This window comes from Pedobacter fastidiosus, assembly GCF_014306625.1.
Lineage (GTDB): Bacteria > Bacteroidota > Bacteroidia > Sphingobacteriales > Sphingobacteriaceae > Pedobacter > Pedobacter fastidiosus.
In genome coordinates this window covers 350,957-376,079 of record NZ_JACRYL010000001.1, presented here as the reverse complement: position 1 = coordinate 376,079, position 25,123 = coordinate 350,957, and the positions used below count along the sequence as shown (strand labels likewise).

The 25,123-nt window shown below is 36.2% G+C and carries 20 protein-coding genes; 9 read left to right on the top strand and 11 right to left on the bottom strand.

Annotated features, from left to right (window positions below; genetic code table 11):
- Window positions 1–141 precede the first annotated feature (141 nt).
- From H7U22_RS01595 to H7U22_RS01575, 5 genes are all read right to left on the bottom strand, one after another.
- On the bottom strand, window positions 142–2,547 hold the full coding sequence (locus H7U22_RS01595; protein ID WP_187069586.1) for a 3-hydroxyacyl-CoA dehydrogenase/enoyl-CoA hydratase family protein: 2,406 nt from the start codon (window positions 2,545–2,547) through the stop codon (window positions 142–144).
- A 12-nt stretch (window positions 2,548–2,559) separates the two neighbouring features.
- Window positions 2,560–2,994 carry a MarR family winged helix-turn-helix transcriptional regulator gene (locus H7U22_RS01590; protein WP_187069585.1) on the bottom strand — a complete coding sequence of 145 codons (435 nt, stop codon included), beginning with the start codon at window positions 2,992–2,994 and terminating at the stop codon, window positions 2,560–2,562.
- Between the two features lie 136 nt (window positions 2,995–3,130).
- A complete protein-coding gene (locus tag H7U22_RS01585; protein ID WP_187069584.1) occupies window positions 3,131–4,456 on the bottom strand; it encodes an OmpA family protein in 1,326 nt (441 codons plus the stop codon).
- A 94-nt stretch (window positions 4,457–4,550) separates the two neighbouring features.
- Window positions 4,551–6,272 (bottom strand): gamma-glutamyltransferase, encoded by a 1,722-nt coding sequence (gene ggt, locus H7U22_RS01580; protein ID WP_187069583.1) that lies wholly within the window; start codon window positions 6,270–6,272, stop codon window positions 4,551–4,553.
- Window positions 6,244–8,019 (bottom strand): AMP-dependent synthetase/ligase, encoded by a 1,776-nt coding sequence (locus H7U22_RS01575; protein WP_187069582.1) that lies wholly within the window; start codon window positions 8,017–8,019, stop codon window positions 6,244–6,246. Before H7U22_RS01575 ends, ggt begins: the two co-directional genes overlap by 29 nt.
- A gap of 263 nt (window positions 8,020–8,282) precedes the next feature.
- Here H7U22_RS01575 and H7U22_RS01570 point away from each other — a divergent pair, with 263 nt between their 5' ends.
- On the top strand, window positions 8,283–8,750 hold the full coding sequence (locus tag H7U22_RS01570; protein WP_187069581.1) for a hypothetical protein: 468 nt from the start codon (window positions 8,283–8,285) through the stop codon (window positions 8,748–8,750).
- Between the two features lie 465 nt (window positions 8,751–9,215).
- Here H7U22_RS01570 and H7U22_RS01565 read toward each other — a convergent pair whose 3' ends face one another.
- Entirely contained in the window at window positions 9,216–11,045 is a 1,830-nt protein-coding gene (locus H7U22_RS01565; RefSeq protein WP_187069580.1) for a M61 family metallopeptidase, read from the bottom strand.
- A 272-nt stretch (window positions 11,046–11,317) separates the two neighbouring features.
- Between H7U22_RS01565 and H7U22_RS01560 the strand changes: the two genes are divergently transcribed.
- From H7U22_RS01560 to htpG, 7 genes are all read left to right on the top strand, one after another.
- Complete coding sequence (locus H7U22_RS01560) at window positions 11,318–12,406, top strand: efflux RND transporter periplasmic adaptor subunit (RefSeq protein WP_187069579.1); 1,089 nt, start codon at window positions 11,318–11,320, stop codon at window positions 12,404–12,406.
- Between the two features lie 2 nt (window positions 12,407–12,408).
- Window positions 12,409–15,519 (top strand): efflux RND transporter permease subunit, encoded by a 3,111-nt coding sequence (locus H7U22_RS01555; RefSeq protein ID WP_187069578.1) that lies wholly within the window; start codon window positions 12,409–12,411, stop codon window positions 15,517–15,519.
- 5 nt (window positions 15,520–15,524) lie between these two features.
- On the top strand, window positions 15,525–16,838 hold the full coding sequence (locus H7U22_RS01550; protein ID WP_187069577.1) for a TolC family protein: 1,314 nt from the start codon (window positions 15,525–15,527) through the stop codon (window positions 16,836–16,838).
- A 16-nt stretch (window positions 16,839–16,854) separates the two neighbouring features.
- Window positions 16,855–17,718, top strand: coding sequence for an N-acetylglucosamine kinase (locus tag H7U22_RS01545; protein ID WP_248284646.1), 864 nt, complete (start codon window positions 16,855–16,857; stop codon window positions 17,716–17,718).
- A gap of 117 nt (window positions 17,719–17,835) precedes the next feature.
- A complete protein-coding gene (locus H7U22_RS01540) occupies window positions 17,836–18,225 on the top strand; it encodes a response regulator (protein WP_109925170.1) in 390 nt (129 codons plus the stop codon).
- A gap of 765 nt (window positions 18,226–18,990) precedes the next feature.
- The gene (locus tag H7U22_RS01535) at window positions 18,991–19,743 is read left to right on the top strand and encodes a DUF4241 domain-containing protein (protein WP_187069576.1); all 753 of its coding nucleotides are present in this window, start codon (window positions 18,991–18,993) and stop codon (window positions 19,741–19,743) included.
- Window positions 19,744–20,699: 956 nt separating this feature from the next.
- Entirely contained in the window at window positions 20,700–22,586 is a 1,887-nt protein-coding gene (gene htpG, locus H7U22_RS01530) for a molecular chaperone HtpG (protein WP_222621774.1), read from the top strand.
- A gap of 102 nt (window positions 22,587–22,688) precedes the next feature.
- Here htpG and H7U22_RS01525 read toward each other — a convergent pair whose 3' ends face one another.
- Window positions 22,689–23,183: a type I restriction enzyme HsdR N-terminal domain-containing protein gene (locus tag H7U22_RS01525; protein WP_187069575.1), complete on the bottom strand. Its 495-nt coding sequence runs from the start codon at window positions 23,181–23,183 to the stop codon at window positions 22,689–22,691.
- Between the two features lie 390 nt (window positions 23,184–23,573).
- Here H7U22_RS01525 and H7U22_RS01520 point away from each other — a divergent pair, with 390 nt between their 5' ends.
- Window positions 23,574–24,317, top strand: a complete 744-nt coding sequence (locus H7U22_RS01520) for a LytR/AlgR family response regulator transcription factor (protein ID WP_187069574.1) — start codon at window positions 23,574–23,576, stop codon at window positions 24,315–24,317.
- Between the two features lie 183 nt (window positions 24,318–24,500).
- On the opposite strand, the gene H7U22_RS01510 is transcribed toward H7U22_RS01520, so the two are convergent.
- The 4 genes from H7U22_RS01510 to H7U22_RS01495 are packed head-to-tail and all read right to left on the bottom strand — an operon-like array spanning window position 24,501 to window position 25,120.
- Window positions 24,501–24,644 carry a hypothetical protein gene (locus H7U22_RS01510; RefSeq protein WP_187069572.1) on the bottom strand — a complete coding sequence of 48 codons (144 nt, stop codon included), beginning with the start codon at window positions 24,642–24,644 and terminating at the stop codon, window positions 24,501–24,503.
- A gap of 13 nt (window positions 24,645–24,657) precedes the next feature.
- Window positions 24,658–24,801: a hypothetical protein gene (locus tag H7U22_RS01505; protein WP_187069571.1), complete on the bottom strand. Its 144-nt coding sequence runs from the start codon at window positions 24,799–24,801 to the stop codon at window positions 24,658–24,660.
- 13 nt (window positions 24,802–24,814) lie between these two features.
- Window positions 24,815–24,961 carry a hypothetical protein gene (locus H7U22_RS01500; protein ID WP_187069570.1) on the bottom strand — a complete coding sequence of 49 codons (147 nt, stop codon included), beginning with the start codon at window positions 24,959–24,961 and terminating at the stop codon, window positions 24,815–24,817.
- 12 nt (window positions 24,962–24,973) lie between these two features.
- Window positions 24,974–25,120: a hypothetical protein gene (locus tag H7U22_RS01495; RefSeq protein ID WP_187069569.1), complete on the bottom strand. Its 147-nt coding sequence runs from the start codon at window positions 25,118–25,120 to the stop codon at window positions 24,974–24,976.
- Between the last annotated feature and the right edge of the window lie 3 nt (window positions 25,121–25,123).

Genomic DNA, 25,123 nt, shown 5'->3' with positions numbered 1-25,123 from the left:
ATTATCTTTTTAATTGTTCGCATTTCCCTGCCCCTTGCCGTCATTGCGAGGCACGAAGCAATCTTAATGCGATAGAAAAACCCTTAGTTGTAAGATTGCTTCGTGCCTCGCAATGACGAGGTGGTTAAGCAAAGCTCAAGTCTAATTCCTCAACGGTTTCCCTTTTGTTATAATCGATTGAATTCTTTCTAACGATTTTCTTTCTCCCGCCAGTGACAAAAATGCTTCTCTTTCTAAATCCAATAAGTATTGTTCGCTTACTTCTGTTGGAGAAGATAAATCGCCACCACACATTACGTAACCTAATTTTTCAGAGATTTTTTTATCGTGCTCAGAAATGAAATGACCTGCATACATACTGTTTGCTCCGGCATAAACGATTCCTAAACCTTGTTTGCCTAATACTTTTATATCTGTACGTTGCACGGGTTTAGTGTAACCTGCTTCAGCCAATTCAATCGCCTTTGCTTTTGCATCGGCCAATAAACGGTTGCGGTTCATTGAAATTGAGAATTTATCCTTTTGCAGATAACCCAATTCATAAGCTTCATAACCTGAGGTAGAAACTTTAGCCATTCCAATAGTTAAGAAACGATCTTTTAAAGCATTTTGAACAATTTGGTCGTCTTTAAATTCATCAGAAGCCCGTAAAGCGAACTCTTTTGTTCCACCACCACCTGGAATTACACCAACACCAAACTCAACTAAACCCATATACGTTTCGGCAGAAAGCTGAACGTGGTCGGCGTGTAAACTGAACTCGCAGCCACCACCTAAAGTTAAGCTATGTGGCGCCACCACAACCGGAATCGACGAATAGCGAATGCGCATGGAAGTATTTTGGAACATGCGAATCGCCATATTCAATTCATCCCACTCCTGTTCAACAGCCATCATAAAAATCATCCCCACATTAGCACCGGCAGAGAAGTTTGCACCATCGTTGCCGATTACCAAACCACGATAATCTTTCTCCGCCATATCAATCGCTTTGTTGATTCCTGCAATTACATCGCCACCAATCGTATTCATTTTGGTATGGAATTCTACATTTAAAATGCCATCACCTAAATCGATAATCGAAACACCAGAGTTTTTCCAAAGGGTTTGATTTTCTCTAATGTTATCTAAAATGATAAAATCATCTGTTCCCGATAAAGCTTTGTATGTTTTAGATGGAATGTCGTAGTACTTTTTAACACCACCCTCCACTTTATAAAATGAAGTGTTTCCGGCATCGAGCATTTCATGAACCCAAGCCGCAGCTTTATTTCCGTATTGCTCCATTCCCTCAATCGCTTCTTTCACACCAACGGCATCCCAAAGCTCAAATGGACCTAATTCCCAACCAAAACCTGCTCGCATGGCATCATCGATACGATACAATTCATCAGAAATTTCTGGAATTCGATCTGATACATATTCAAAGAGCCCGAAAGAAGAATGACGGAATAACTCGCCTGCTTTATCTTTTCCTTTAGCAAAAATCTTCATTCGTTCTCGAAGATTTTCAACCGGCTTGGTCATTTCTAACGTTGCCGATTTTATTTTTTGCTGAGGTTTGTATTCTAACGTTTTTAAATCCAGCGCAAGGATTTCAGTTTTGCCATCTGCTGTTTTAGTTTTTTTATAGAAACCCTGCTTGGTTTTATCGCCAAGCCATTTATTCTCTTCCATTTTGGTAACGTAAGCTGGAAGTTTAAATAGCTCGTGCGCTTTATCGTCAGGGCAATTATCGTAAAGTCCTTTCGCAACTTTAATCATGGTATCTAAACCAACCACATCCGAAGTACGGAAAGTAGCCGATTTCGGTCTGCCCAAAGCCGGACCCGTAAATTTATCAACCTCTTCAACTGTTAAATCCAATTTTTCGACCAAATGCAACAGCGCCATAATCGAATAAACGCCAACACGGTTTGCAATAAAAGCAGGCGTATCCTTACATAAAACAGTGGTTTTACCTAAAAACTTATCGCCATAATGCATTAAGAAATCAACAATTTCTGGCTTGGTATGTGGCGTTGGAATCACTTCCAATAACTTTAAATAACGTGGTGGATTGAAAAAGTGTGTTCCGCAGAAGTGCGCTTTAAAATCATCGCTTCTACCCTCAGCCATTAAATGGATGGGAATGCCCGAAGTGTTAGAAGTAATTAAAGTTCCTGGTTTGCGGAATTGCTCTACCTGCTCGAAAACTTTTTTCTTGATCTCAAGATTTTCTACAACCACTTCTATTACCCAATCAAAGTCAGCAATTTTCGACATATCATCATCGAAACTTCCGGTCTTGATTTTATTCAATACTTTTTTCGAATAAACCGGTGATGGATTTGTTTTTACAGCAGTTTGCAAAGCTGTATTTACAATCCGATTTTTTACCGCTGGGTTATCAATTGTTAATCCTTTTGCTTGCTCTTCAGGAGTCAGTTCTTTTGGGGCGATATCTAAAAGCAAAACCTCTACACCAATATTGGCGAAGTGGCATGCAATACGCGAACCCATAATACCCGAGCCTAAAACAGCAACCTTATTAATGCTTCGTTTCATTATAATAATTTATTAATCAACAGTATATGCTACAGTTATATCATTTAGTTTTATCAAGAGATTAATGAAAGTCTCTTTTTCCTTTTTCGAGAAATGCTCATCGAGATATTCATTAAATTTACGAACAACACCTTTGGCCAAGTGCTTTTTTTCTTTTCCAAAATCGGTTAAAAAAACTTTAACAGAACGTTTATCACCTATGGAAGTTTCGCGATAGATTAACTTGGCATCTTCCATGTTGTTTAACATGCGAGACAAACTCGTTGCTTTAACACCAAGCAAGCCAGCTAAGTTTGAAACAGCAGTACCTTCATCATCATTGATATTAATAAGCATATAGCCGATAGCTTGAGTTATCCCAAAGCTCGATGCCATTTGATTGTACTTATTAAACATATTTTGCCAGGCAAACTTGACGTGGTAATCTAATGTTTGTTGTTGCTTCATTTGGTTAATTTTATTATGCTTGCATAACAAAGCTAATAAATGTATTTTGTTAATGCAAGGAGAAATTAATTATTTTTTGTCACAAAAAAAGCGTCCTGATTTTCATCAGGACGCTCTATTTCAAAACTAGATTTGACTAGTAAATTGTAAATTCTACACGACGGTTTTGTTGACGACCAGCTGCAGTTTTGTTAGTTGCAATTGGTTGACCCATTCCATAACCTGTAGCTTCAATACGAGATGCATTTGCACCTTGAGAAACTAAATATGCTTTTACTGATTCTGCTCTGTCTTTAGATAAACGTAAGTTTAATTCTTTAGAACCAGTGTTATCAGTATGACCAGCTAATTTTAAGCTGAAGTTTTTCTCGATTAATAATGCAGCAACTCTGTTTAATGATGCGAAAGATTTAGAGCGGATTGTAGCTTTACCTAAATCGAATTCTAAATTTTTAATTGCTTCTTTAACTACAGCGCGATCTGCTTCTGTTACGATTACTTTTTCAGTAATTTGAGGAGCTGGAACTTTTAATGGGCAACCTGCACCATCAACAACAGTACCTGCTGGTGTACCTGGACATTTATCCAATTTATCAGCAACACCATCACCATCAGCATCAGCTAATAGGTTGTTTAAATCTGAACGTAATTTAGCATTTTCAGATTTTTGAGCATCTAAATCAGCTTTTAAACCGTCAGCAGTTTGTTTTGCTTTTAAAGCTTCATCATAAGTTAAAGCTACCGGATTGTGGAAAGCCAATTGTTTTCCGCTTCCTAATGCAAACTCTAAACCAGCATAAGCATAGTTGTATTTATCGTTCGATCCTCTGTAGTAACCATCTAAGTTATCTCCATCAACAAAGTTGATTGTCCAACCTAAATCGAAATTTACAGCATCAGAGATTTTGAATTTTGCACCTAAACCAACTGGAATAATTAATTCGCTGATAGTTTTATCACCAGCATATAAAGTTGTACCTGTAGCTGTTGTAATGGTTGGTTTGTAACCTGCTAAACCTGCACCTGCAGAAGCGTAAAGTTGTAATGCATTTTCTTTTTTAAACATGTCGATGTTAAACATATTAACAACAGCACTTAAAGTTCCAGAGTACTCTAACTGAGTATCAAAGGCTTTAACTGGTGAATTGTTAACAGCTCCGCTTTCAAAAGCTTCTGTATTATCACCTTTTAATTTTCCTCTAACTCCATCTAAACGTAAAGAGAAATAAGGCGTAAATTGTTTTTTAACGTAAAGACCGTAACCTAAACTCGATTTGTTATTACTAAAATCGTTTTTACCTCCTAGCGGAGAAAGTGGGGTAAGTACACCAGCGTTAACGCCAATAGACCATGATCTTAAACTTGTTGTGTTTGTTGTTGTTGGCTCTTGAGCTTGAGCTACCGATCCAATAAATAAACCAGCTAATGCAACTGGTAATGCTTTGAATAATTTTGATTTCATAATTTCTTAAATAACGTAAGTAAGCGTTGCCCACTCTATGCAATCGTCATACCAAAATTATGCAATACTTAAAATACTTATTAACTTTTTCACATTAGTAGCCAATGGCCTTATCATCGCCACGTGGATCTGCACCACCTTGATAGTAGCCCCATTTAGTTTTAAGGATTGCATCAACACGTCCAATTGCTCCTCGAGGACTGATAACATACCCCTTTGATTTTAGTTTTTGTGTAGTCAAACTGTCTAAAGCGTCTTTTTCTACATACACTTCATCTGGCAGCCATTGATGATGAAATTTCTTCGCTGCTACTGCAGATTGCATAGACATATCAAAATCGATTACATTTATAATGGTTTGAAAAACAGACGTGATGATGGTAGACCCCCCAGGTGTACCTACAACCATAAATAATTTTCCATCTTTCTCTACAATACTCGGGGTCATAGAACTTAGCATTCTTTTATTTGGAGCAATAGCATTAGCTTCGCCGCCAACTAAACCGTACATATTTGGTGCCCCTGGCTTTACAGAAAAGTCATCCATCTCGTTATTTAATAAAAACCCTGCTCCTTTTACGGCAACCAAAGATCCATAAGAACCATTTAAAGTTGTGGTGATGGAAACGGCATTGCCTTCGCGATCTACAATAGAATAATGTGTGGTTTCTTCGTGTTCTTTTCCCTTAACCTCTCCTGCTAAAACAGAACTACTTGGTGTGGCCGAAGCCCATGTAAAACTCGCCATTCTGTTTTTATTATACGCTGGATTAGTAAGCTCCATCTGCGGAACTGCATAAAAATCAGGATCTCCTAAGTGGGTGGCTCGATCTGCATAAACTCTTCTTTCAGCCTCAACAATTACCTGCACTGTAGAATCGGCATTATGTCCCCATTTTTTTAGTGGGTAAGGCTCTACAGACTGAAGCAATTGAATCAATGCGATTCCGCCACTGGATGTTGGTGGCATAGTAATAATTTTATACCCTCTATACTCACCAGTAATTGCTTTACGCCATGCTGCGTGATAATTCTTTAAATCTTCTTTATTGATTAACCCATTTCCACGTTGCATTTCTGCGACGATAGAATCAGCAACTGCACCCTCATAAAACCCAGCTCTACCTTTTTCTTGAATCAACTTTAGTGTATTCGCTAATTCTTTTTGTACAAGCAAGTCGTTTTCCTGCCAAGTGCTTTCCAAATTCACAAAAGCAGTTCCATTTGGATTAAACTGCATAAATTTTTGATGAAGACTGTTTAATTCAGTTGCCTGCCTTTTGGTGATTTTGAATCCATTTTGAGCCAAATCAATTGCTGGCTGAACAACTTGAGCCCAAGAAAGTTTACCATATTTTTTATGCGCTTCCACCATTCCATCAACCGAACCGGGAACGCCCGAAGCTAAATGGCCATATAAACTTTTATCCACTATGGGATTCCCTGCCGAATCTAAATACATATCTCGGCTTGCAGATTGGGCTGCTTTTTCTCTGAAATCTAAAGTATTTACCTCGCCAGAAGCAGCGCGATAAACCATAAAACCACCTCCACCAATATTACCAGCATTCGGATAGACAACAGCAAGTGCAAATTGAACTGCAACCGCAGCATCAACCGCATTGCCTCCCTTTTTTAATATTTCTATTCCAACTTCTGATGCTTCTGGATGGGCAGAAACCACCATTCCATTTCTGTATTCACCACTATTGTTTTTTCCCAATTGCCCACTTGCGCAACCAGATAAAAAAGCTACCGCAATAAGATAAACTGATAATATTTTGTAACTAGTTTGGTGCTTTATAGTTTTCTGCATCCTTATATATTTTTTCAATTACTGCGTTATTTTTTTCAGTAATTACTTTTCTTTTTAAACTTAATTTTGGTGTAAGTTCTCCACCATCTATACTCCATTCTTTAGGCAACAAAGCAAATCTTTTCACTTGTTCCCATTTACCAAAGCCAACACTAGCGGCTTCAATCACTTCAGTATATTTTGTTAAAACCTGCTCGTTTTTAATAATTTCGTCGTTCGTTGTAAATGTAATGCCTTTACGACCGGCCCAAGTTTTAAGCGTTTCAAAATTAGGAACAATTAAAGCTGAAGGGAATTTTCTGTTTTCTCCCAAAACCATAATCTGCTCAATAAAAATAGATTCTTTATATTTATTTTCAAGCATTTGCGGTGCGATATATTTTCCACCAGCCGTTTTAAACATTTCTTTTTTACGATCTGTAATTCTTAAAAAGCGACCTTCTACCAATTCCCCAATGTCACCTGTATGGAACCAGCCTTCTTTGTCTATTGCTTCATCTGTTAAATCTGGACGATTATAATAACCTTTCATTACTTGGTGTCCGCGGGTTAGAACTTCCCCATCTTGGGCAATTTTTACCTCAACACCTTTTATAACTTCCCCAACAGAACCGAACATTGTTCCACCAAAATGGTTTACCGTAATAACCGGCGAGGTTTCGGTTAAACCGTAGCCTTCGAAAACTGGCATTCCTGCTGCCCAAAAAATCCTGGCCAATCTAGGATTTAAAGCCGCTCCTCCAGATACAATTACCACAATTTCGCCACCCAAAGCTTCTTGCCATTTCTTGAAAACCAATTTTCTGGCAATGCCTAATTTAAAATTATACCAAGCTCCTGCATCAAGGGTATATTTTTCGGCCAAAGCAACCGACCAAAAGAAAATCCCCTTTTTAATTCCTGTTAGAGATTTTCCTTTCTCCATTATTTTATCGTAAACCTTTTCCAATAAGCGTGGAACGGTAGAAAATGCATTTGGTTTAACCTGTTGAATATCCGCAACAATGGTATCCATACTTTCTGCATAATAAACAGCGGTATGATTAAAAAGATATAGATAAATAATCATCCGCTCGAAAATGTGCGAAAGAGGCAAAAAACTTAAGCCTTTATGCACACCTTCGGGCATTACAACGGCAGAGTTCACAAAATTTGCTACCAAATTATGGTGCGTTAGCATTACTCCTTTTGGCGTGCCTGTCGTGCCCGATGTATATATTAAGGTAAGAATATCTTCAGGCTCGATTTTATCACGGTATTCATCCAGATTTATTTCGCTACTTGCTTTACCATCTTCTAGTAAATTAGTCCAACTTTCTGCACCATCAATCTCGCTGAAACTATAAATTTTTATGCTGGGATTTACCACATCCACACATGGCTTTACTTTTTTATAAATTTCTTCATCAGCAACAAAAATTATAGAGATTTCTGCATCCTTTAAAATAAACTGAATATCGTGCTCTGCAAGGGTTGGGTATAATGGAATTTGGTATGCACCGATTTGATTGGCAGCAAAATCTGCAATATTCCATTCGGGCCTGTTGTGAGACATTACCGCAACTCGGCCACCTTTACCAATTCCTTGCTTAATTAAACCACGGCTTAAATAATCTACTGCGTTACAAAAATCTTGTGTACTATAATTTAGCCACTTTCCTTTAATTTTCCCGCTGATGAATTCTGCTTTAGGTTGCTCAAGACTAAATTTTAAGAGATCGAAAACCCGTGTAATTTCTGCAGCCATATAATTTATAATATTTGGTTAAGTTAAAAAAATCAAACATAAAGACGTAATCCACTCTGTTTTTTTGTGTTTGAAAATCTCGGTTCTGCTTTGTAATGCTAATCCTAAATTTTATGCCTTAATTTTTAAATAAACTTAGCAATTACAAAATTACTATGCAAGCATTGTTTTTATCAATTAAGATTTTTACCTAAAAAACATAAACGGCACAAAAGTTGTTTAGTTGAAAACTTTTAACAATTACATCCTATAAATTACAAATTATGAAAAAATTAATCTTTACTATTTTTGGTTGTGTAGCATTGTTTGCAATGACTACAACAAGTGTAAAAGCTCAGAATTACAAAACAGGCTTAGGCTTAGGTATAGATTTTGGTGATGGTGCTACTCTGGTTGGACCTTCGATTAGACATCACTTTAGCAGAAACGCAGCTTTACAAGGTGAGGTTTTATTTGGAGGTAACTCGACTATTTTGCAAGCCTTTTTACAGTACAATGCTCCAATTTCTGGTGCTAAAGGACTTGATTGGTATTTAGGTGGTGGTCCATCAGTACAACTTTATGATGGAGGTTCTAGTTTTTATTTAGTACCAATGGTTGGTTTGGATTACAAATTTAGTGGTGCACCTTTGGCATTGGCTTTAGATTGGAGACCAAGATTATACATTGGCAGCAATGATAGCGACTTTAATGCTGGAAGATTTGGTTTAGGTTTTAGATATACTTTCTAGGCCAAGATAAAATAAGAATTTATAGAATCTCGTAGCAATTAGGTGCGGGATTTTTTTTTGCTTATAAATATTCAATCATAAACATCACCATTAAGAATAGCGTTGGCGTATAACCGGAAAGCAATACAAGCCCAACGCTATCTAATGATGAATCTAAATAAACAAACAGTTTAATGTTTTGGATGTAAAACTGTTCTATGCCAAAATAAATTAACACTCTCAAGAAAAAACCTTGGCAGTTTAATATACCCAAAAACTAAGCCAATCTGTTTAGTTGGCAAAAACATACCATTCCTTTTATTTTTGTTGATTATTGGGGAAATATTAAAAAATCGGGATTAAAAACGTTGAGAATTTACCCCAAAAAGTCACAAAAAAATTGTTGCTCAATTCACATACCAATAAAAAAACCGATGAGAAAACAATTCTCATCGGTTTTTTTATGCAACAGAAATTTTAGTTTTTCTATTTACCTGCCCATTTCTTAAATATCGCCTTTTGAGCTGGTGTTGCATTTTCGTTAATTGTTGCCTTTAAACGAACACTTGGATTTTCCCTTAGTGTTAAAGATAATTCCTTATCAATTCCATCGCGTTTAATTTTCACTTTTAACACCTCACCAATATTCTTTTTAGCCACAACTGGTAAAATATCCAAAGAAAGCAAAGGACTTTTTAGTCGGATGGTATATAAGGCATCGTTAATAGAAACATCATCTAATGAAACAATTTCATCATTAACATTTAATCCATCAACCCAAGCTGCAGAATTTCTTGTAACAGAAGTTACAACCAAACCACTGTTGCTTAATTGGCCACTTGCGCCAGTTACGGGCTTTCCAGGGGTTGCATTTTCTGTAGAAACATCTACACCAGCATAGCCGAAATATTTAACGTATTCAGCATCATCTACTCCATTAACATATTTTGCCCAGAAATTGGTAAAGCTAATGCCTGAAACTTTCTCTACCATCGCTTTAAATTCTGCATCGGTATAACCGCGTTTTAAAGTTTTGCATTGTAAATACATGGCTTTCATAACATCATCCAAACTTTTAGCGCCTTTTGTAGCGTTGATGATTTCCAAATCCATTAAAATTCCAATTACCTCCCCTTTATTATAGTAAGAAATTGAATTGTTTTTAGAATTTTCGTTCGGGCGGTAACCAATAATCCATGCATCGTAACTAGAAGCCGAAGCAGATTGATATTTCGAACCCGGTGTATTTAAAACGACAGCAACGCCACCAGCCAAATCATTTACAAAAGTATTTGCATCGTTAAAACCAGCCCTGTACATATATTTATTTTCGTAATACGAAGTAAAACCTTCAGCAACCCACAAATTGGTTGTATAATTTTCATTATCATAATCAAACGGACCTAAAGCAACCGGACGCAAACGTTTAACATTCCAAAGGTGATGATATTCGTGCGCAACCAATCCCAAAAAGCCATTGTAACCTTTATCCGTATTGTAGGCATCTCTTGTTGCGCCTAAAGTAGTGGAGTTTAAATGTTCTAAACCTCCGCCACCGCGAGCAAAATTATGCACAATAAATAGGTAGTATTTATTGGGATTTTCGCCATAAACTGCAGTTTCCTGTTCTACAATTTTAGCCATATCTACCTTTAGTTTTTCTTTATCGTAGTTTCCACCACCATACATAGCCACTTCATGGCGAACACCCGAAGCCATAAATTCGAAAACATCTTGATTGCCCACTTCAATAGGACTATCATATAAAATATCAAAATCAGTTGCTTTATAAGTAAAGCTTTCGCCAGCAACTGGAGTTAAGCCTGTAGAAACTTTGCTCCATGTTTTAAAGGGAACAATTTTAACTGTACTAGGCGATTTAATCATTCCATCAGGATGCATGAAAATTCCCGTTGGAGATAAAAAGGCATGAGATTCATCGATAAAAGGCGTACGTACGGAGATTTCAAATGCATATACACGATAATTGATTTGAATATTTGCAGCCTTCGCCGAAAAGATTCTCCAAGTATTTTTTCTTACCTTTTCTACTCTAACAGCTTTGCCAGATGCTGTAGCCTTAAATTCTTCTACACTTTTTTCAAACTCACGAACCAAATATGAACCTGGAGTCCAAACTGGCATTTTTACATCCACAAAATCTTTAACCAAACCAGAAATATTCATCTGAACTTCGGCATAATGTGCCTGCGGTTCTTTAAAGGAAACCTCGAAACCTATTTTTACCTGCGCCTTCGCTGCCATAATACACGTTAGTAATAAAACTAAACTTAAAATTGATTTTCTAATAAACATATTGATGGTGTTTTGCAACAAATTTATAGTTTCTCTCCATCCTTTAAAATTTAAATGCGAATTGAGAGATAAATTTTACTCAAAAGATTATAAAATCGGTGCTTGAACTTCAGCTTAACGCGTTTATATTTCTAACTAATTACTTACAAGCAATTTAGTAACATCCTTAATACAACGAATTTAAGGTTAAACAAATTGAATATTTTTACAGACTATTTTTGGAACATTTCTTAATATATTGATGTTCTGAAAGGCAATACACACACAAATACATGAAGAAAAGGTATATTTTTTACATTATTCTAGCGCTTGGGCTAGCTTATTTAGTTTATTATCGCATTAGCGCAAACAAAAAAATAGAAGGTAAAGGTGGAGCGGGTGCCGGACAGGCCAAAGGCGGAAAAGGTGGAAAATCTGCACCTTTAGTAGTTGATGGGATTATAGTAAAACCTGTTTCGTTTGATAACGACTTAGAAATTACTGGTGCAATTGATGCCAATGAATCTGTTGTATTGAAAAGTGAAGTTTCTGGATTGGTTACCGGAATCTTTTTCAAAGAAGGCTCAACCGTTTCAAAAGGAAGCGTTTTAGTAAAAGTTAACGATTTAGATATTCAGGCTCAACTGCAAGAAGCCTTAACTAAACAACGCTTATCTGGAACAAACGAAAATAGGGCTAAACAACTTTTGGCAAAAGGAGCAATCAGTCAGGAAGAGTACGATACTTCCTTAGCAGATTTAAAATCTTTACAGGCACAATCGCAATTAATTAGAGCGCAACTGGCAAAAACTACAATCCGTGCACCATTTACCGGACGAGTTGGTTTAAGAAATATTTCAGCCGGTACGTATTTAACTCCCGCAACTACAATTGCAAATTTAGTAAGCACAAACCCAATTAAGGTTACCTTCTCAGTACCAGAAAAATATGCTGGGCAGATAAAAGTGAACTCAGAAATCACCTTTACTACTGATGGTTCTTCAAAAGAAAACATTGGAAAAGTTTATGCAATTGAGCCAGGAATTAATGCCACAACAAGAACTCTACAAATTAGAGCGCTAGCATCAAATGCAGATAATGCTTTGCTACCAGGATCTTTCGCTAAAATAAAACTGGCATTAAATACATTAATAGATGCTATTCTAATTCCAAATGAAGCAGTTGTTCCTGTTTTAAAAGGAAAAATTGTTTACATCCAAAAAAACGGAAAGGCACAGGAAGTAAAAGTTGAAGCAGGAACCCGTACAGACGAAAACATTGTGATAACCTCTGGCTTAAAAGTTGGCGACACTGTTTTAACAACAGGATCAATGGCATTGAAAAAAGACGCTCCGGTAAAAGTTCATTTGGTTAAACAATAAGTATGAGTATTTCGACCACCAGTATAAAAAGACCGGTTCTTGCTATTGTTATGAACCTAATGATTGTCCTTTTTGGGATAATCGGTTATAACTTTTTGGGCGTCCGTGAGTATCCATCTATCGATCCAACAGTGGTTTCTGTGAGAACATCTTACCCCGGAGCCAACTCAGATATTATAGAATCGCAGATTACCGAACCTTTAGAAAAATCAATCAACTCGATTGATGGAATTCGTAATATTTCCTCTTCAAGTAATCAGGGTACCAGTAATATTACCATCGAATTTAATCTTGATAAAAACATCGAGGAAGCCGCCAACGATGTTCGCGATAAAGTTTCGCAGGCAGCAAGAACGCTCCCTAAAGATATTGATGGTTTGCCAACCGTAAGTAAGGCTGATGCAAATTCGGATGCGATTTTATCGATGACCATCCAGAGCGATAAAAGAAATACACTAGAATTAAGTGATTTTGCTGAAAATGTTATTGCCGATCGTATTCAGACCATTCCGGGTGTTAGTAGTGTTCAAATTCAAGGACAAAGAAAATATGCCATGCGGATTTGGATGGATCCGAATAAGTTAAGTGCTTATGGTTTAACTTCTCAAGATATTGTAACGGCGCTAGATAATGAAAATGTTGAATTGCCATCAGGAAAAATTACCGGCGCAACAACCGAGCTTACTGTTAAAACACTCGGTAAACTAACCAACGAATCGCAGTTTAACAACCTAATATTAAAAACGGACAGCAATCAGGTAATCAAATTAAAGGATGTTGGCTACGCAGTTTTAGGTCCTGAAAATGAAGAAACCATTTTACGAGAATCTGGCAGACCGATGGTTGCCGTTGCGATTATCCCTCAGCCTGGCGCAAATTATCTAGATATCAGTAACGAATTTTATAAGCGTTTTGATAAGTTAAAAGCAGATATCCCGCAGGATATTAAACTTAAAGTTGCTTTAGATACTACCCTATTTATTAAACGTTCGGTAACCGAAGTAGCCGAAACCATTGGTTTATCGCTTATCTTGGTAATTCTGATTATCTATTTATTCTTTAGAGATTGGGCAATTGCTTTCCGACCGTTAATCGATATTCCAGTTTCCTTAATTTTTACATTCTTTATTATGTACGCTTTTGGATTCTCCATTAACGTATTGAGTTTACTTGCAATTGTTTTGGCCACGGGTTTGGTAGTGGATGATGGAATTGTGGTAACGGAAAATATATTTAAGAAAGTTGAGGAAGGAATGTCGCCGTTTGAGGCTGCAATTAAAGGTTCAAATGAAATCTTTTTCGCTGTTATTTCCATCTCAATTACGCTTGCTGCCGTATTCCTTCCAGTAATATTTTTACAGGGATTTGTTGGGCGACTGTTTAGGGAATTCGGGGTTGTAATTGGCGCAGCCGTATTGGTATCTGCTTTTGTATCGCTTACGTTAACGCCAATGCTTAACGCTTATCTGATGAAAAAAGGTGGACACAAGCCTTCAAAATTCTACAACTGGACAGAGCCTTATTTTGTTAAGCTGAACGACGGTTACGAAACCAATCTAAATAAGTTTTTAGATAAAAGATGGTTATCCATTCCAATTATTTTGGTTTGTATGGGCTTGATTTTTCTCTTTTGGAAAATTCTTCCAAAAGAAACCGCTCCTTATGATGATAGAAGTGCAATTAACATTAATGTGACCACACCAGAAGGCGCTTCCTTCGCTTATACAGACAAGTTTATCATGAAACTGAATCAATTAGTTATCGATTCGGTTCCCGAAAAAAATGTAAACATTACCATTACTTCACCAGGTTTTGGAGGATCAGGTTCTGTAAACTCTGGATTTTTGCGCATGGGCTTGGTCGATCCCGAAGATCGAGAAAGAACCCAACAGCAAATTGCTGATCAGCTTACAAAAATTACTAAAAAATATACCGAAGGAAAAACGATTGTAAATCAGCAACCCACCATTTCTGTTGGTCGTAGAGGTGGTTTACCTATTAGTTATATTATTCAGGCTCAAAATTTCGAGAAACTGAGAGAGAAAGTTCCATTGTTTATGGATGAGGTTTCAAAAGACCCGACATTTACCACTTCGGATGTAAACCTGAAGTTTAATAAACCAGAAATTAACTTAACTATTGATCGAGATAAAGCTAAAAACCTTGGTGTTTCCATCGCTGCAATTGCGCAAACCTTAAACCTTGGTTTAAGTGGGCAAAGGTTTTCGTATTTCTTTATGAATGGAAAGCAGTATCAGGTTATTGGACAGTTCGATCGTGGTGACCGGAAAGATCCTTTGGATTTAAGTTCGGTTTATGTTCGGAATGATAGTGGGGAATTGGTTCAGCTGGATAATTTGGTTACGGCAAAAGAAGAAAGTAGTCCGCCACAATTGTACAGAAATAACCGTTTTATTGCAGCTACGGTTTCTGCAGGTTTAGCGCCGGGAAAAAGTATTGGTGATGGAATTGACGCGATGGATGCCATTGCAAAAAAGGTTTTGGATGAAAGTTTTTCGACTGATTTAAGTGGTGAATCTAGAGATTTTAAAGAAAGTTCTTCAAACACATTTTTCGCCTTTGGCTTAGCGTTGTTATTGGTTTATTTAATTCTATCGGCACAGTTTGAGAGTTTTAAAGATCCAATTATTATTATTTTAACGGTGCCAATGGCGGTTGCCGGGGCATTTTTATCGCTCTGGTTATGTGGTCAAAGTTGGAATATTTTCAGTCAGATTGGTACCATTATGCTAATCGGTTTGGTAACCAAAAATGGTATTTTAATTGTAGAATTCGCCAACCAGCTTAAAGAAAAAGGTATTCCAATTCCCGAAGCCATTCGCGAAGCTGCGGTTTCTCGTTTACGACCAATTTTAATGACAAGTTTGGCCATTGCAATTGGCGCCTTACCTATTGCGTTGGCTTTAGGTGCAGCCGCAAAAAGCAGAATGAGTATGGGAACCGTTATTGTTGGCGGAACATTATTTTCGTTGATTTTAACCCTTTTTGTAATCCCAGCAATTTATTCATACTGGGCTAAACCGTACAAACCAAATAAGGATTTAAAAGAAGCCGAGCGTTTTGAACATGAAGCATTGGAGGGATCAAAATAGATAACATGAGCAAAAGATTAAACCTATTTATAGTATTGCTGAATTTATGTTCGCTTTCGGCTTTTGCCCAAGAACAACTCAGTTTGCAAGATGCAATTTCAATTGCGCTTCAAAATAATTACGACATTAAAATAAGCAAGAACAACATCGATATTGCAAAAAATAATGCAACCATTGGCAATGCAGGTATGTTGCCAAATGTTGCTGCTAGTTATACAAATGGAGGAAGTATTCAGAATACCAGACAAACGCCGGTAACTGGAGAGGATCGAGTAATAAAAGGAGCAAAAAGCACCAATAACAGTTTGGGAGCCGATTTAAACTGGACCATTTTTGATGGTTTTACCATGTTCGCCAATTATGACAGATTGAAAGAACTGCAAAAACAAGGTGAATTAAATTCGCGTTTAACTATTTTAACCACAGTTTCTGATGTGATTACTGCTTATTATGATGTGGTGAGGCAACAGCAACTTGTAATTGCTGCGGATAGCGCAATGGATGTTTCTGTTTTAAGAACGCAAATTGCAAAAACAAAGCTGGAATTGGGTCGTGGTTCTAAGCTAGATGTATTGACCGCTCAGGTAGATTACAATACGGATACCTCAAATTACCTGCAAACTAAAAACGAACTGCAAATTGCCAAAGTACGCTTAAACCAGTTAATGGTTAGAGAAATTAGCACCAACTTTACTGTTGTTAATTCTATTGGTGTAGATGGAAGCCTAGTTTATAGTCAGTTGGCAGAAATAGCAGAAAAGCAAAATCCAAATGTTCAAAATGCATTTATTAACCAAAGAATTGCATCCTTAACGCTGAAATCAGTTAGAGGAGCAAGATATCCGGCAGTAAGTTTAAATTCTGGTTATAGCAGGGCAAACAGTACGAGCCCAACAGGTTTTAACCAAAAGTTTGCTGCAAATGGTTTTACTTATGGAGTAACAGCAAGCTTAAATATTTTTAACGGCTTTTTGCAACGCCAACAGGAACGCAATGCTAAAATCGACATAGACAATTCATTGCTTACGTTGAGTAAGACCAAGCTTGATGTTAATGCACAATTGCTTTCAGCCTATCAAAACTATAGTACTTATTTAGATTTGGTAAAACTCGAGCAAAGAAATGTAGACATCGCTAAAGAAAACTTAGATATCACACTTGCAAAATACCGTTTAGGGAGCATTGCTCCGCTAGAATTAAGAGAGGCGCAGAGAAACGCAATCGATGCAAAAAATCGTTTCATCGAAATGCAATATCAAGCTAAACTTGCAGAAACAACGTTGAAAGAAATCAGCGGAAATATAAATTTAACCAATTAATTTTTATATTTAGTCCATGATACTTGTTGCAGATAGTGGTTCATCCAAAACCGATTGGATGGGTTATTTTAATGGTGAAACCATTAAGTTTAATACTCCTGGAATAAACCCTTATTTTTTAAGTGAGCAGGAGATAACTAAACTGATTTCGAAAAATGAGACGGTTATGCAATATGCCGAAGAAGTTAAAGAAATTTACTTTTTTGGAGCTGGATGTTCCTCTCCAGATAAACATGAAGTGGTATCAAACGGGCTTTCTGAAGTTTTTACCAATGCATTTATTTCTGTGGATCATGATTTGCTTGGATCGGTTTATGCAACCTGTGGCGATGCCGAGGGTTTAAATTGCATTTTAGGCACAGGATCAAACATTTGTTATTTCGATGGCGAAAAAATTCACGATGGTCACCACGGTTTAGGATATGTTTTGGGCGATGAGGGCTCGGGAACATTTTTCGGCAAGAAGGTTTTATTGAGTTATCTCTATAAAAAAATGCCTTCCGATTTATCTTCTGAATTTAAAAAGGCTTTTCCAACCGAAAAAGAACAGATTATTACCAACGTTTATCAAAAGCCCTTTCCCAATATCTACTTAGCGGGCTTCAGCCGTTTCATGGCCAACCATAAAAATCATCCTTTCATTCAGGAATTATTAAAAACAGGCTTTCAAGAATTTGTAGACACAAATGTTAAGGATTACCCTCGTCATAAAAAAGTTCCCTGTCATTTTGTAGGTTCAATTGCTTACTATTATCAAGATGAATTAAAACAGGTTTTGGCCGAAAACGGAATAGAATCTGGCAAAATTTTACAAAAACCAATCGAAGAACTTTTCAATTTTATTTTACAAAAAGAAGGTATTGTAAAGCAGGCCATTTAAACTGCACAACCTTTTTATGGTAAATATAAATTTATTGTTAAAATATTCTTAAGATTGTAAACATAACAACCCGCAATAGTGTTATAAGTAACAACACACAAAAATTGCACAGAACATATGAAGAGAATACTGGTAGTTGATGATGACATTGAGGTTTTAGAAACCATACAATTAATATTAGAAATAGGTGGCTTTAAAGTTTCAGCACTTAGCGATGGTGAAGAAGTTTTTAACAGAATTGAAACTTTTAAGCCAGATTTATTATTACTGGATATTTCCCTTGGCCATATCGATGGTCGCGTTTTGTGTGAGCAGTTAAAATCGATAGAGAGTACATCTCAAATTCCAATTTTATTGATTTCTGGCTTATATGATCCTAAAGATTTTACAACCTTAAATTATGGTCAGGATGATTTCCTTTCAAAACCTTTCCAAATGGATGTATTGTTAAAGAAAATAAGCAAGATTCTTTCTTTAGAGCAAGATGAAACTTATTTAATGAATTAATAAATTTAACTCAAGATATTAAGCCAGGATTCGACAAGTTTCTTGGCTTTTTTGGTTTTATTCTTTATTTGAATTGAGATGTTGGTTTGTAGATAATTTTACCTCCTTACGCCATGGTTCGTGTCTCCACGAACCATTTTTGTTCATTAATTTGTTTGTCGATTTTTGGTAGATTTATGTTTCGGTCGGTGTAGACAGATCCCCAGTCAATCTGAGGATGACGACCGTTCAGGTAAACCGTTCCTGTTTGATAAACCTGGTTAATTAATTTGCTTGTCGATTTTTGGTTAGTGAAGACACGAACCAAGGCTCATATATTTATGTTTTGCTAAGTTAAACACGAACCGATAGAAAAATCTTGCCACCTTAAGCCATGGTTCGTTTCTCCACGTACCATTTTTGTTCATTAATTTGCTTGTCGATTTTTGGTAGATTCATGTTTCGGTCGGTAAAGACAGATCCCCTGTCAAGCTGAGGATGACGACCGTTCAGGTGAATCGTTCTTGATTGATAAACTATGAGATTCATGTTTCGGTCGGTGAGTATAGATCCCCAGTCAAGCTGAGGAGGACGACCGTTCAGGTAAATCGTTCCTGTTTGATGAGCATTGTTTATTATTTAGTTTGCCGATTGCTGGTTCGTGGAGACGCAAACAAGGCTTATATATTTAGGTTTTACTAAAGGAATGAAACGAGGCAATTTTATTTTGATAATTAAAAATTAAATAATTCCTTTGGGTAAGCATATTATTTAAAATCTGTCTCTATGACTCCAACTGCAGAATGGCTAAAAATTTGGCAAGAAAAAAAAGCATTATTAGCTTGCCCGAGTGATTTGAACGATTATTTTGAAACTCAAGAAATATCAGGCAAAAAGCTAGATCATTTAGAATTGGGTAGTGTATCCATTCCAACGGGAGAAATTTTGGTTAGAGATCCATTGGTTTTCATACAACAAGATGCTCAACCATACACGTTGAAAGTTCCGACGGGAGAATTTCCTGTAACTGCGTGTATAGTAGTGCCTGATGAGGACGGAGACTGTGCAAGATATGCCGCGGTTAAAGTTCAATTTACAGCTTATGATGCTGTGAGGTTTGAGGAAGCTTTAATTGGGATTGAAGATTTAAAAGAATTTAATGAGGGCGAGTTTTTTGGTTTCAATGTTGATGCCGGTTTGGGTTGCGTTTTAGATCGAGAAAGCCTTAAACATTTTTGCGCCTTTCAAGATAAGTTTCAATTAGAAAATCCAGGCAAGAACCTTTATGATGATTATTTTGCAGAACTTTTTGCTAAAAATTATTCTGAAAATCCAACTTACCAACGCGAAGGTGGTGATTGGATTAACTGGCAAATTCCCGGAACAACCTATAACATTCCATTTTTTCAGAGCGGTTTTGGTGATGGCACCTACCCCGTTTATTATGGCTTTGATGTGGATGAAAATATTTGCTCACTCATTATTCAGTTTATTGATATTGAACTGGCTTATGGAGAAGATGAATTTGATATGATATAGAATTAAGTTTCATTCAGTGGGGACACTAGACGATAGGATTATAATTGAATTAAATAACACCATATTATGATTCACAACCTGTAAAAAAAGTACAATACCTTATTTCCTAACCAGATTGAAGCGACAGCCCCCGATTTTTTCTATCGGGGCTAAAGCGAAAAGCGGGACTAACATTAATTGAAAAACAGGTTTTGCTTTCCAAAAAATAGATTTATGTTTCGTTAAATGAAGACAGATCCCCAGTCAAGCTGAGGATGACGACCGTTCATGTAAATCGTTCCTGTTTGATGAAGCATTGTTCATTAATTAGTTTATCGATTTGTTGGTTCGTGGAGACACGAACCAAGGCTTATGAGGATAGATCCCCAGTCAAGCTGAGGAGGACGACCGTTCATGTAAACCGTTCCTGTTTGATGAGCATTGTTCATTAATTAGTTTGTCGATCGTTGGTTCGTGGAGACACGAACCAAGGCTTATGATTTCGGTCGGTGTGACACCAACCGATATAGGCGAAGGCTTATGAGAACAGATCCCCAGTCAAGCTGAGGAGGACGACCGTTCATGTAAACCGTTCTTGTTTGATGAACCTTGTTTATTAATTAGTTTGTCGATCGTTGGTTCGTGGAGACACGAACCAAGGCTTATGATTTCGGTCGGTGAGACACTAACCGATAGGGTAAATGTTTCAGTTGGTGAGGACAGATCCCCCAGTCAAGCTGAGGATGACGACCGTTCATGTAAATCGTTCCTGTTTGATGAAGCATTATTCATTAATTAGTTTGTCGATTGTTGGTTCGTGGAGACACGAACCAAGGCTTATGATTTCGGTCGGTGAGACACCAACCGATAGGGTAATTTTCAAATCCTCTTCCCAAAACCTCCTGTCATTTTGGCAAATAAAGTGCTTTGGAACAACCCTTGTTATGCAGGTTATAGATTAAACAATTTATTTACATATGAGCATACAAGAAAAAGGAAGCATCTCGATACATACCGAGAATATTTTCCCGATAATTAAGAAGTTTTTATACTCTGACAACGAGATTTTTCTTCGTGAGTTGGTTTCTAACGCAGTAGATGCGGTTCAGAAAATTAAAAGACTAAGTTCATTAGGACAGTTTAACGGAGAAATTGGCCAGCCTTTGGTGCAAGTTGCTGTTGATAAAGAAGCAAAAACCATTACCATTAGCGATAATGGTTTGGGTATGACTGCCGAAGAAATTAAAAAATACATTAACCAAGTTGCATTTTCTGGCGCAAGTGAGTTTGTAGAGAAATTTAAGGATGCGAAAGATGCCAATGAGATTATTGGTAAATTCGGTTTAGGTTTCTACTCTGCTTTTATGGTTTCAGATTTAGTTGAAATTCAAACTTTATCTTACCAAGAAGGTGCAGAACCTGCTCGTTGGGTTTGTGATGGTAGTACAGAATTCGAAATTACCGAAGGCACGAAAACCACCCGTGGTACAGATATTATTATTCACGTTAACAAAGATTCTGAAGAGTTTTTAGAGGAATCGAAACTACAGGAAATTCTTGATAAATACGCCAAATTCTTACCTGTTCCAATTAAGTTTGGTACAAAAACAGAATCTGTAGAAGATGGTGTTGATGAAGAAGGCAAAGCAAAATACAACGATGTTGAGGTTGATAACATCATCAACACTACTAATCCGATTTGGGCAAAAGCACCTGCAGATTTGTCAGATGAGGATTATTTAAGCTTTTACCGAGAATTATATCCTTTTAGCGAAGAACCATTATTTTGGATTCACTTAAATGTTGATTATCCTTTTAATTTAACTGGTGTATTGTATTTCCCTAAGTTGAAAAACGACTTCGAGATGCAGCGCAACAAAATCAAGCTATACTCTCGTCAGGTATTTATTACGGATGAGGTTAAGGACATCGTTCCAGAATTCTTAATGTTACTACATGGTGTAATTGATTCGCCAGATATTCCATTAAACGTATCGCGTAGTTTCTTGCAGGCTGATAGCAACGTTAAGAAAATTAACAGTTACATCACCAAAAAGGTTGCCGATAAATTGGGCGAACTTTTTGTAAAAGATCGTAAATCATACGAGAACAAATGGAAAGACATTGGTATGTTCGTGAAATATGGAATGATTAGCGAAGATAAATTCTACGATAAGGCAAAAGATTTTGCTTTAGTTGGAAATACCAAAAATGAGCTTTTTACTTTACCAGAATACGCGGAAAAAGTTGCGCCTTTGCAAACGGATAAAAACGGAACAGTAGTTTATTTGTACACCAATGATGCTTCGAAACAAGATGCTTTCATTCAATCGGCAAACAAAAAAGACTATGATGTTTTGGTTTTAGATTCTCCGATTGATAACCACTTCATTAATCAGTTAGAGCAAAAGTTGGATAAAACTACAATCAAACGTGTTGATTCTAGCGTTGCTGATAAATTGATTGAGAAAGATGAAGTTAATGAACACGTTTTAACGGAAGATCAAGTAAAAGAAGTAACTGCAATTTTCGAAAAAGCGATTACCAAACCAGGTATGCAGGTAGAAGTTGTGGCTTTACATCCTGAAGAATTACCGGTTACGATTACGATGGATGAGTTTATGCGCCGTATGAAAGACATGGCTGCAATGGGTGGCGGAATGGGCTTTTACGGCCAAATGCCAGATAGCTATAAAGTTGCCATTAATGGAAACCATAAATTAGTAAGCAAAATTTTAAAAGCTGAAGGTGAAGACCAAAGTAATTTGGCTAAGCAAGCGATAGATTTAGCTTTATTGGCTCAGGGTATGTTAACAGGTGCAGAGTTAACTGCGTTTGTAAGCAGAAGCGTTGAGTTAATTTAAGGTTTAAACTTTTGATTATTTAATAGTCAGAAGTTTTAATTAATAAAAAACCCCTCAAAATATTAATTTTGAGGGGTTTTTCTATATTAGGTTAGATAAAGTCTAGCTGGCAATTTGATCATCTTTAGCTTCTACATTAAAATAATCTTTGTGTTCTTCGATCATTTTGGCGATAGTTGCTGCTTTGGTATCCGTAATTTTAAATTCGAATAAGGGCTCTGAATTCTTTTTGCTTTTTACCATTTTCTCTGTGTAAAAGCGGTAAACCAAACCATTGGTTAATAAACCATATTTAGCTTTCGTTTTACGGAAATATTTAGATAAACGAGAATCGTGAATATCAAGGTTTTCATCATGATGTCTGCACTCTACCAAAATAGTTGGTTCGCCATCTTTCATAATTGTGTAATCTACCTTTTTGCTTTTCTTAACGCCAAAATCTAAAACGGCTTCTGATTGAACTTCAGATGGATCAAAACCTAAAATCTGTATAAAAGGCATAACTAATGCGTTCCGAGTAGAATCTTCTGTTTGAACTGTAGGAAGCATTTTCTTAATCCGTACGGCAAATTGCCCGATTTCGTCTTTAAGTTCCATAATTATTATCTTTTAAGGTGATCTAGTTTCTTATGTGTATTTGCTTTTAAACCAAAAATTTACTTTTAAAGAACCCAGTATTGTATGGCCTGTTTAATTTTATTTCTACAGGCTACACAAGATTGGGCAGGTAGATGTTTGTTTTTAATCGAAAAATTTTACGTTGTCGTTTAAATTATCCAATTATTTGTTTTTGGCAAACAGTATAAAGGTTAATAAAATCAATTGCAACAATTATTTTTTTACATCAACCTTAGGGATTATTACACGAAACAGTGGTGATTATTAGACAAAAAGGATTTAAGATTTTTTCTAACACCTAGTTAAAGAGATTCTTTTTTTATTTAACTTGCGTTAAAATCATTCCAAACTTACATATTAATATAAAACATGAATCTAAAATGCGTTGTTATTGACGATGAACAACATGCGATTGAGGTTTTAACTGACCACATAGCAGAAATGCCAGGTCTGAACTTATTCAAAACCTTTACTAGTCCCATACAAGCCTTAACCGAAATTAGTGCCGACGATGAAATCGACTTGTTGTTTATGGATATTGATATGCCTGGTATTAACGGTATAGAATTAGCAAAAAATATTAGGGAAAAAGCCAAATACCTAATTTTTACAACAGCTCATCCAGATTATGCTCTTCAAGCTTTTGATGTTCAATCAGATCAATACTTACTCAAACCCATCTCGTTTGCGAAATTTGCACTTGGTATAGACAGAATTTTGAAGAAAGAAGCTAATAATGTAAAAAATGCGACTAAAGATGCAGATCAAGTTGCGGCCTTATACATTAAAGGCGATCATAAATATGCGTTTTCTAACATCGCCATTGATGAGATTCTTTACATCAAAGCATTACAAAACTATATTCAGATTATTACTAAGGGCGAAACTCATACTACCTACCTTACTTTAAAGGAGATTGAGAAAGCTTTAGAGACTCATGCTTTTATTCGTGTGAATAAATCAAACATTGTTGCTAAGTCGGCAATTAAGAAAGTTGATGGTAATATTATTAGATTGGTAAATAACGAGATGATACAGATTGGCGAAGGTTATAAAGAAGCTTTTTTCGCTTATGTTCAGAATAGTTTGCTAAAATCTAACAGGAGTCAGTAGCACTAAAAATTTAAGATGAAAGTGGCGTTGGTGATCATTGTCTGACTTTGATCAGAGATTGGATTGGTAACGAAATTGTTTTGATCTTTAACGCTTTTATAAATAAAAACAGTCTTTTTGGTCAGTTTAGATGATTGAGCTTTCATAATATATCGACTAATATATTATTATTATTCTATTATTCTAAAAATTAAGATTAAATGTTGCGTTGGTAATTACAGTCTGGCTTTGATCAGAAATTGGATTGGTAACAAAGTTGTTTTGATCTTTAACGCTTTTGTAAACGAAAACAGTTTTTTTAGCAAGTTTGATATTTTGAGTTTTCATAATATTAATCGACTTAGAAATTAACGTTAAACGTTGCGTTGGTTACCACTGTTTGGCTTTGATCAGAAATTGGATTGGTAACGAAGTTATTTTGATCTTTAACGCTTTTATAAACGAAAATAGTTTTTTTGGCAAGTTTAATATTTTGAGTTTTCATGATGTAAATCGACTTAGAAGTTAATGTTAAAAGTTGCGTTGGTGACTACAGTCTGGCTTTGATCAGAAATTGGATTGGTAACGAAATTATTTTGATCTTTAACGCTTTTATAAACGAATACAGTTTTTTTAGCAAGTTTGTTAGTGTATTGAGCTTTCATAATATAAGTAGATTAAAAGTTAACGTTAAAGGTTGCGTTTGTGATTACAGTCTGGCTTTGATCGCTAATTGGATTGGTAACAAAATTATTTTGTTCTTTAACGCTTTTGTAAATAAAAACAGTTTTCTTAGCAATTTTATTAGTGTATTGAGCTTTCATGAT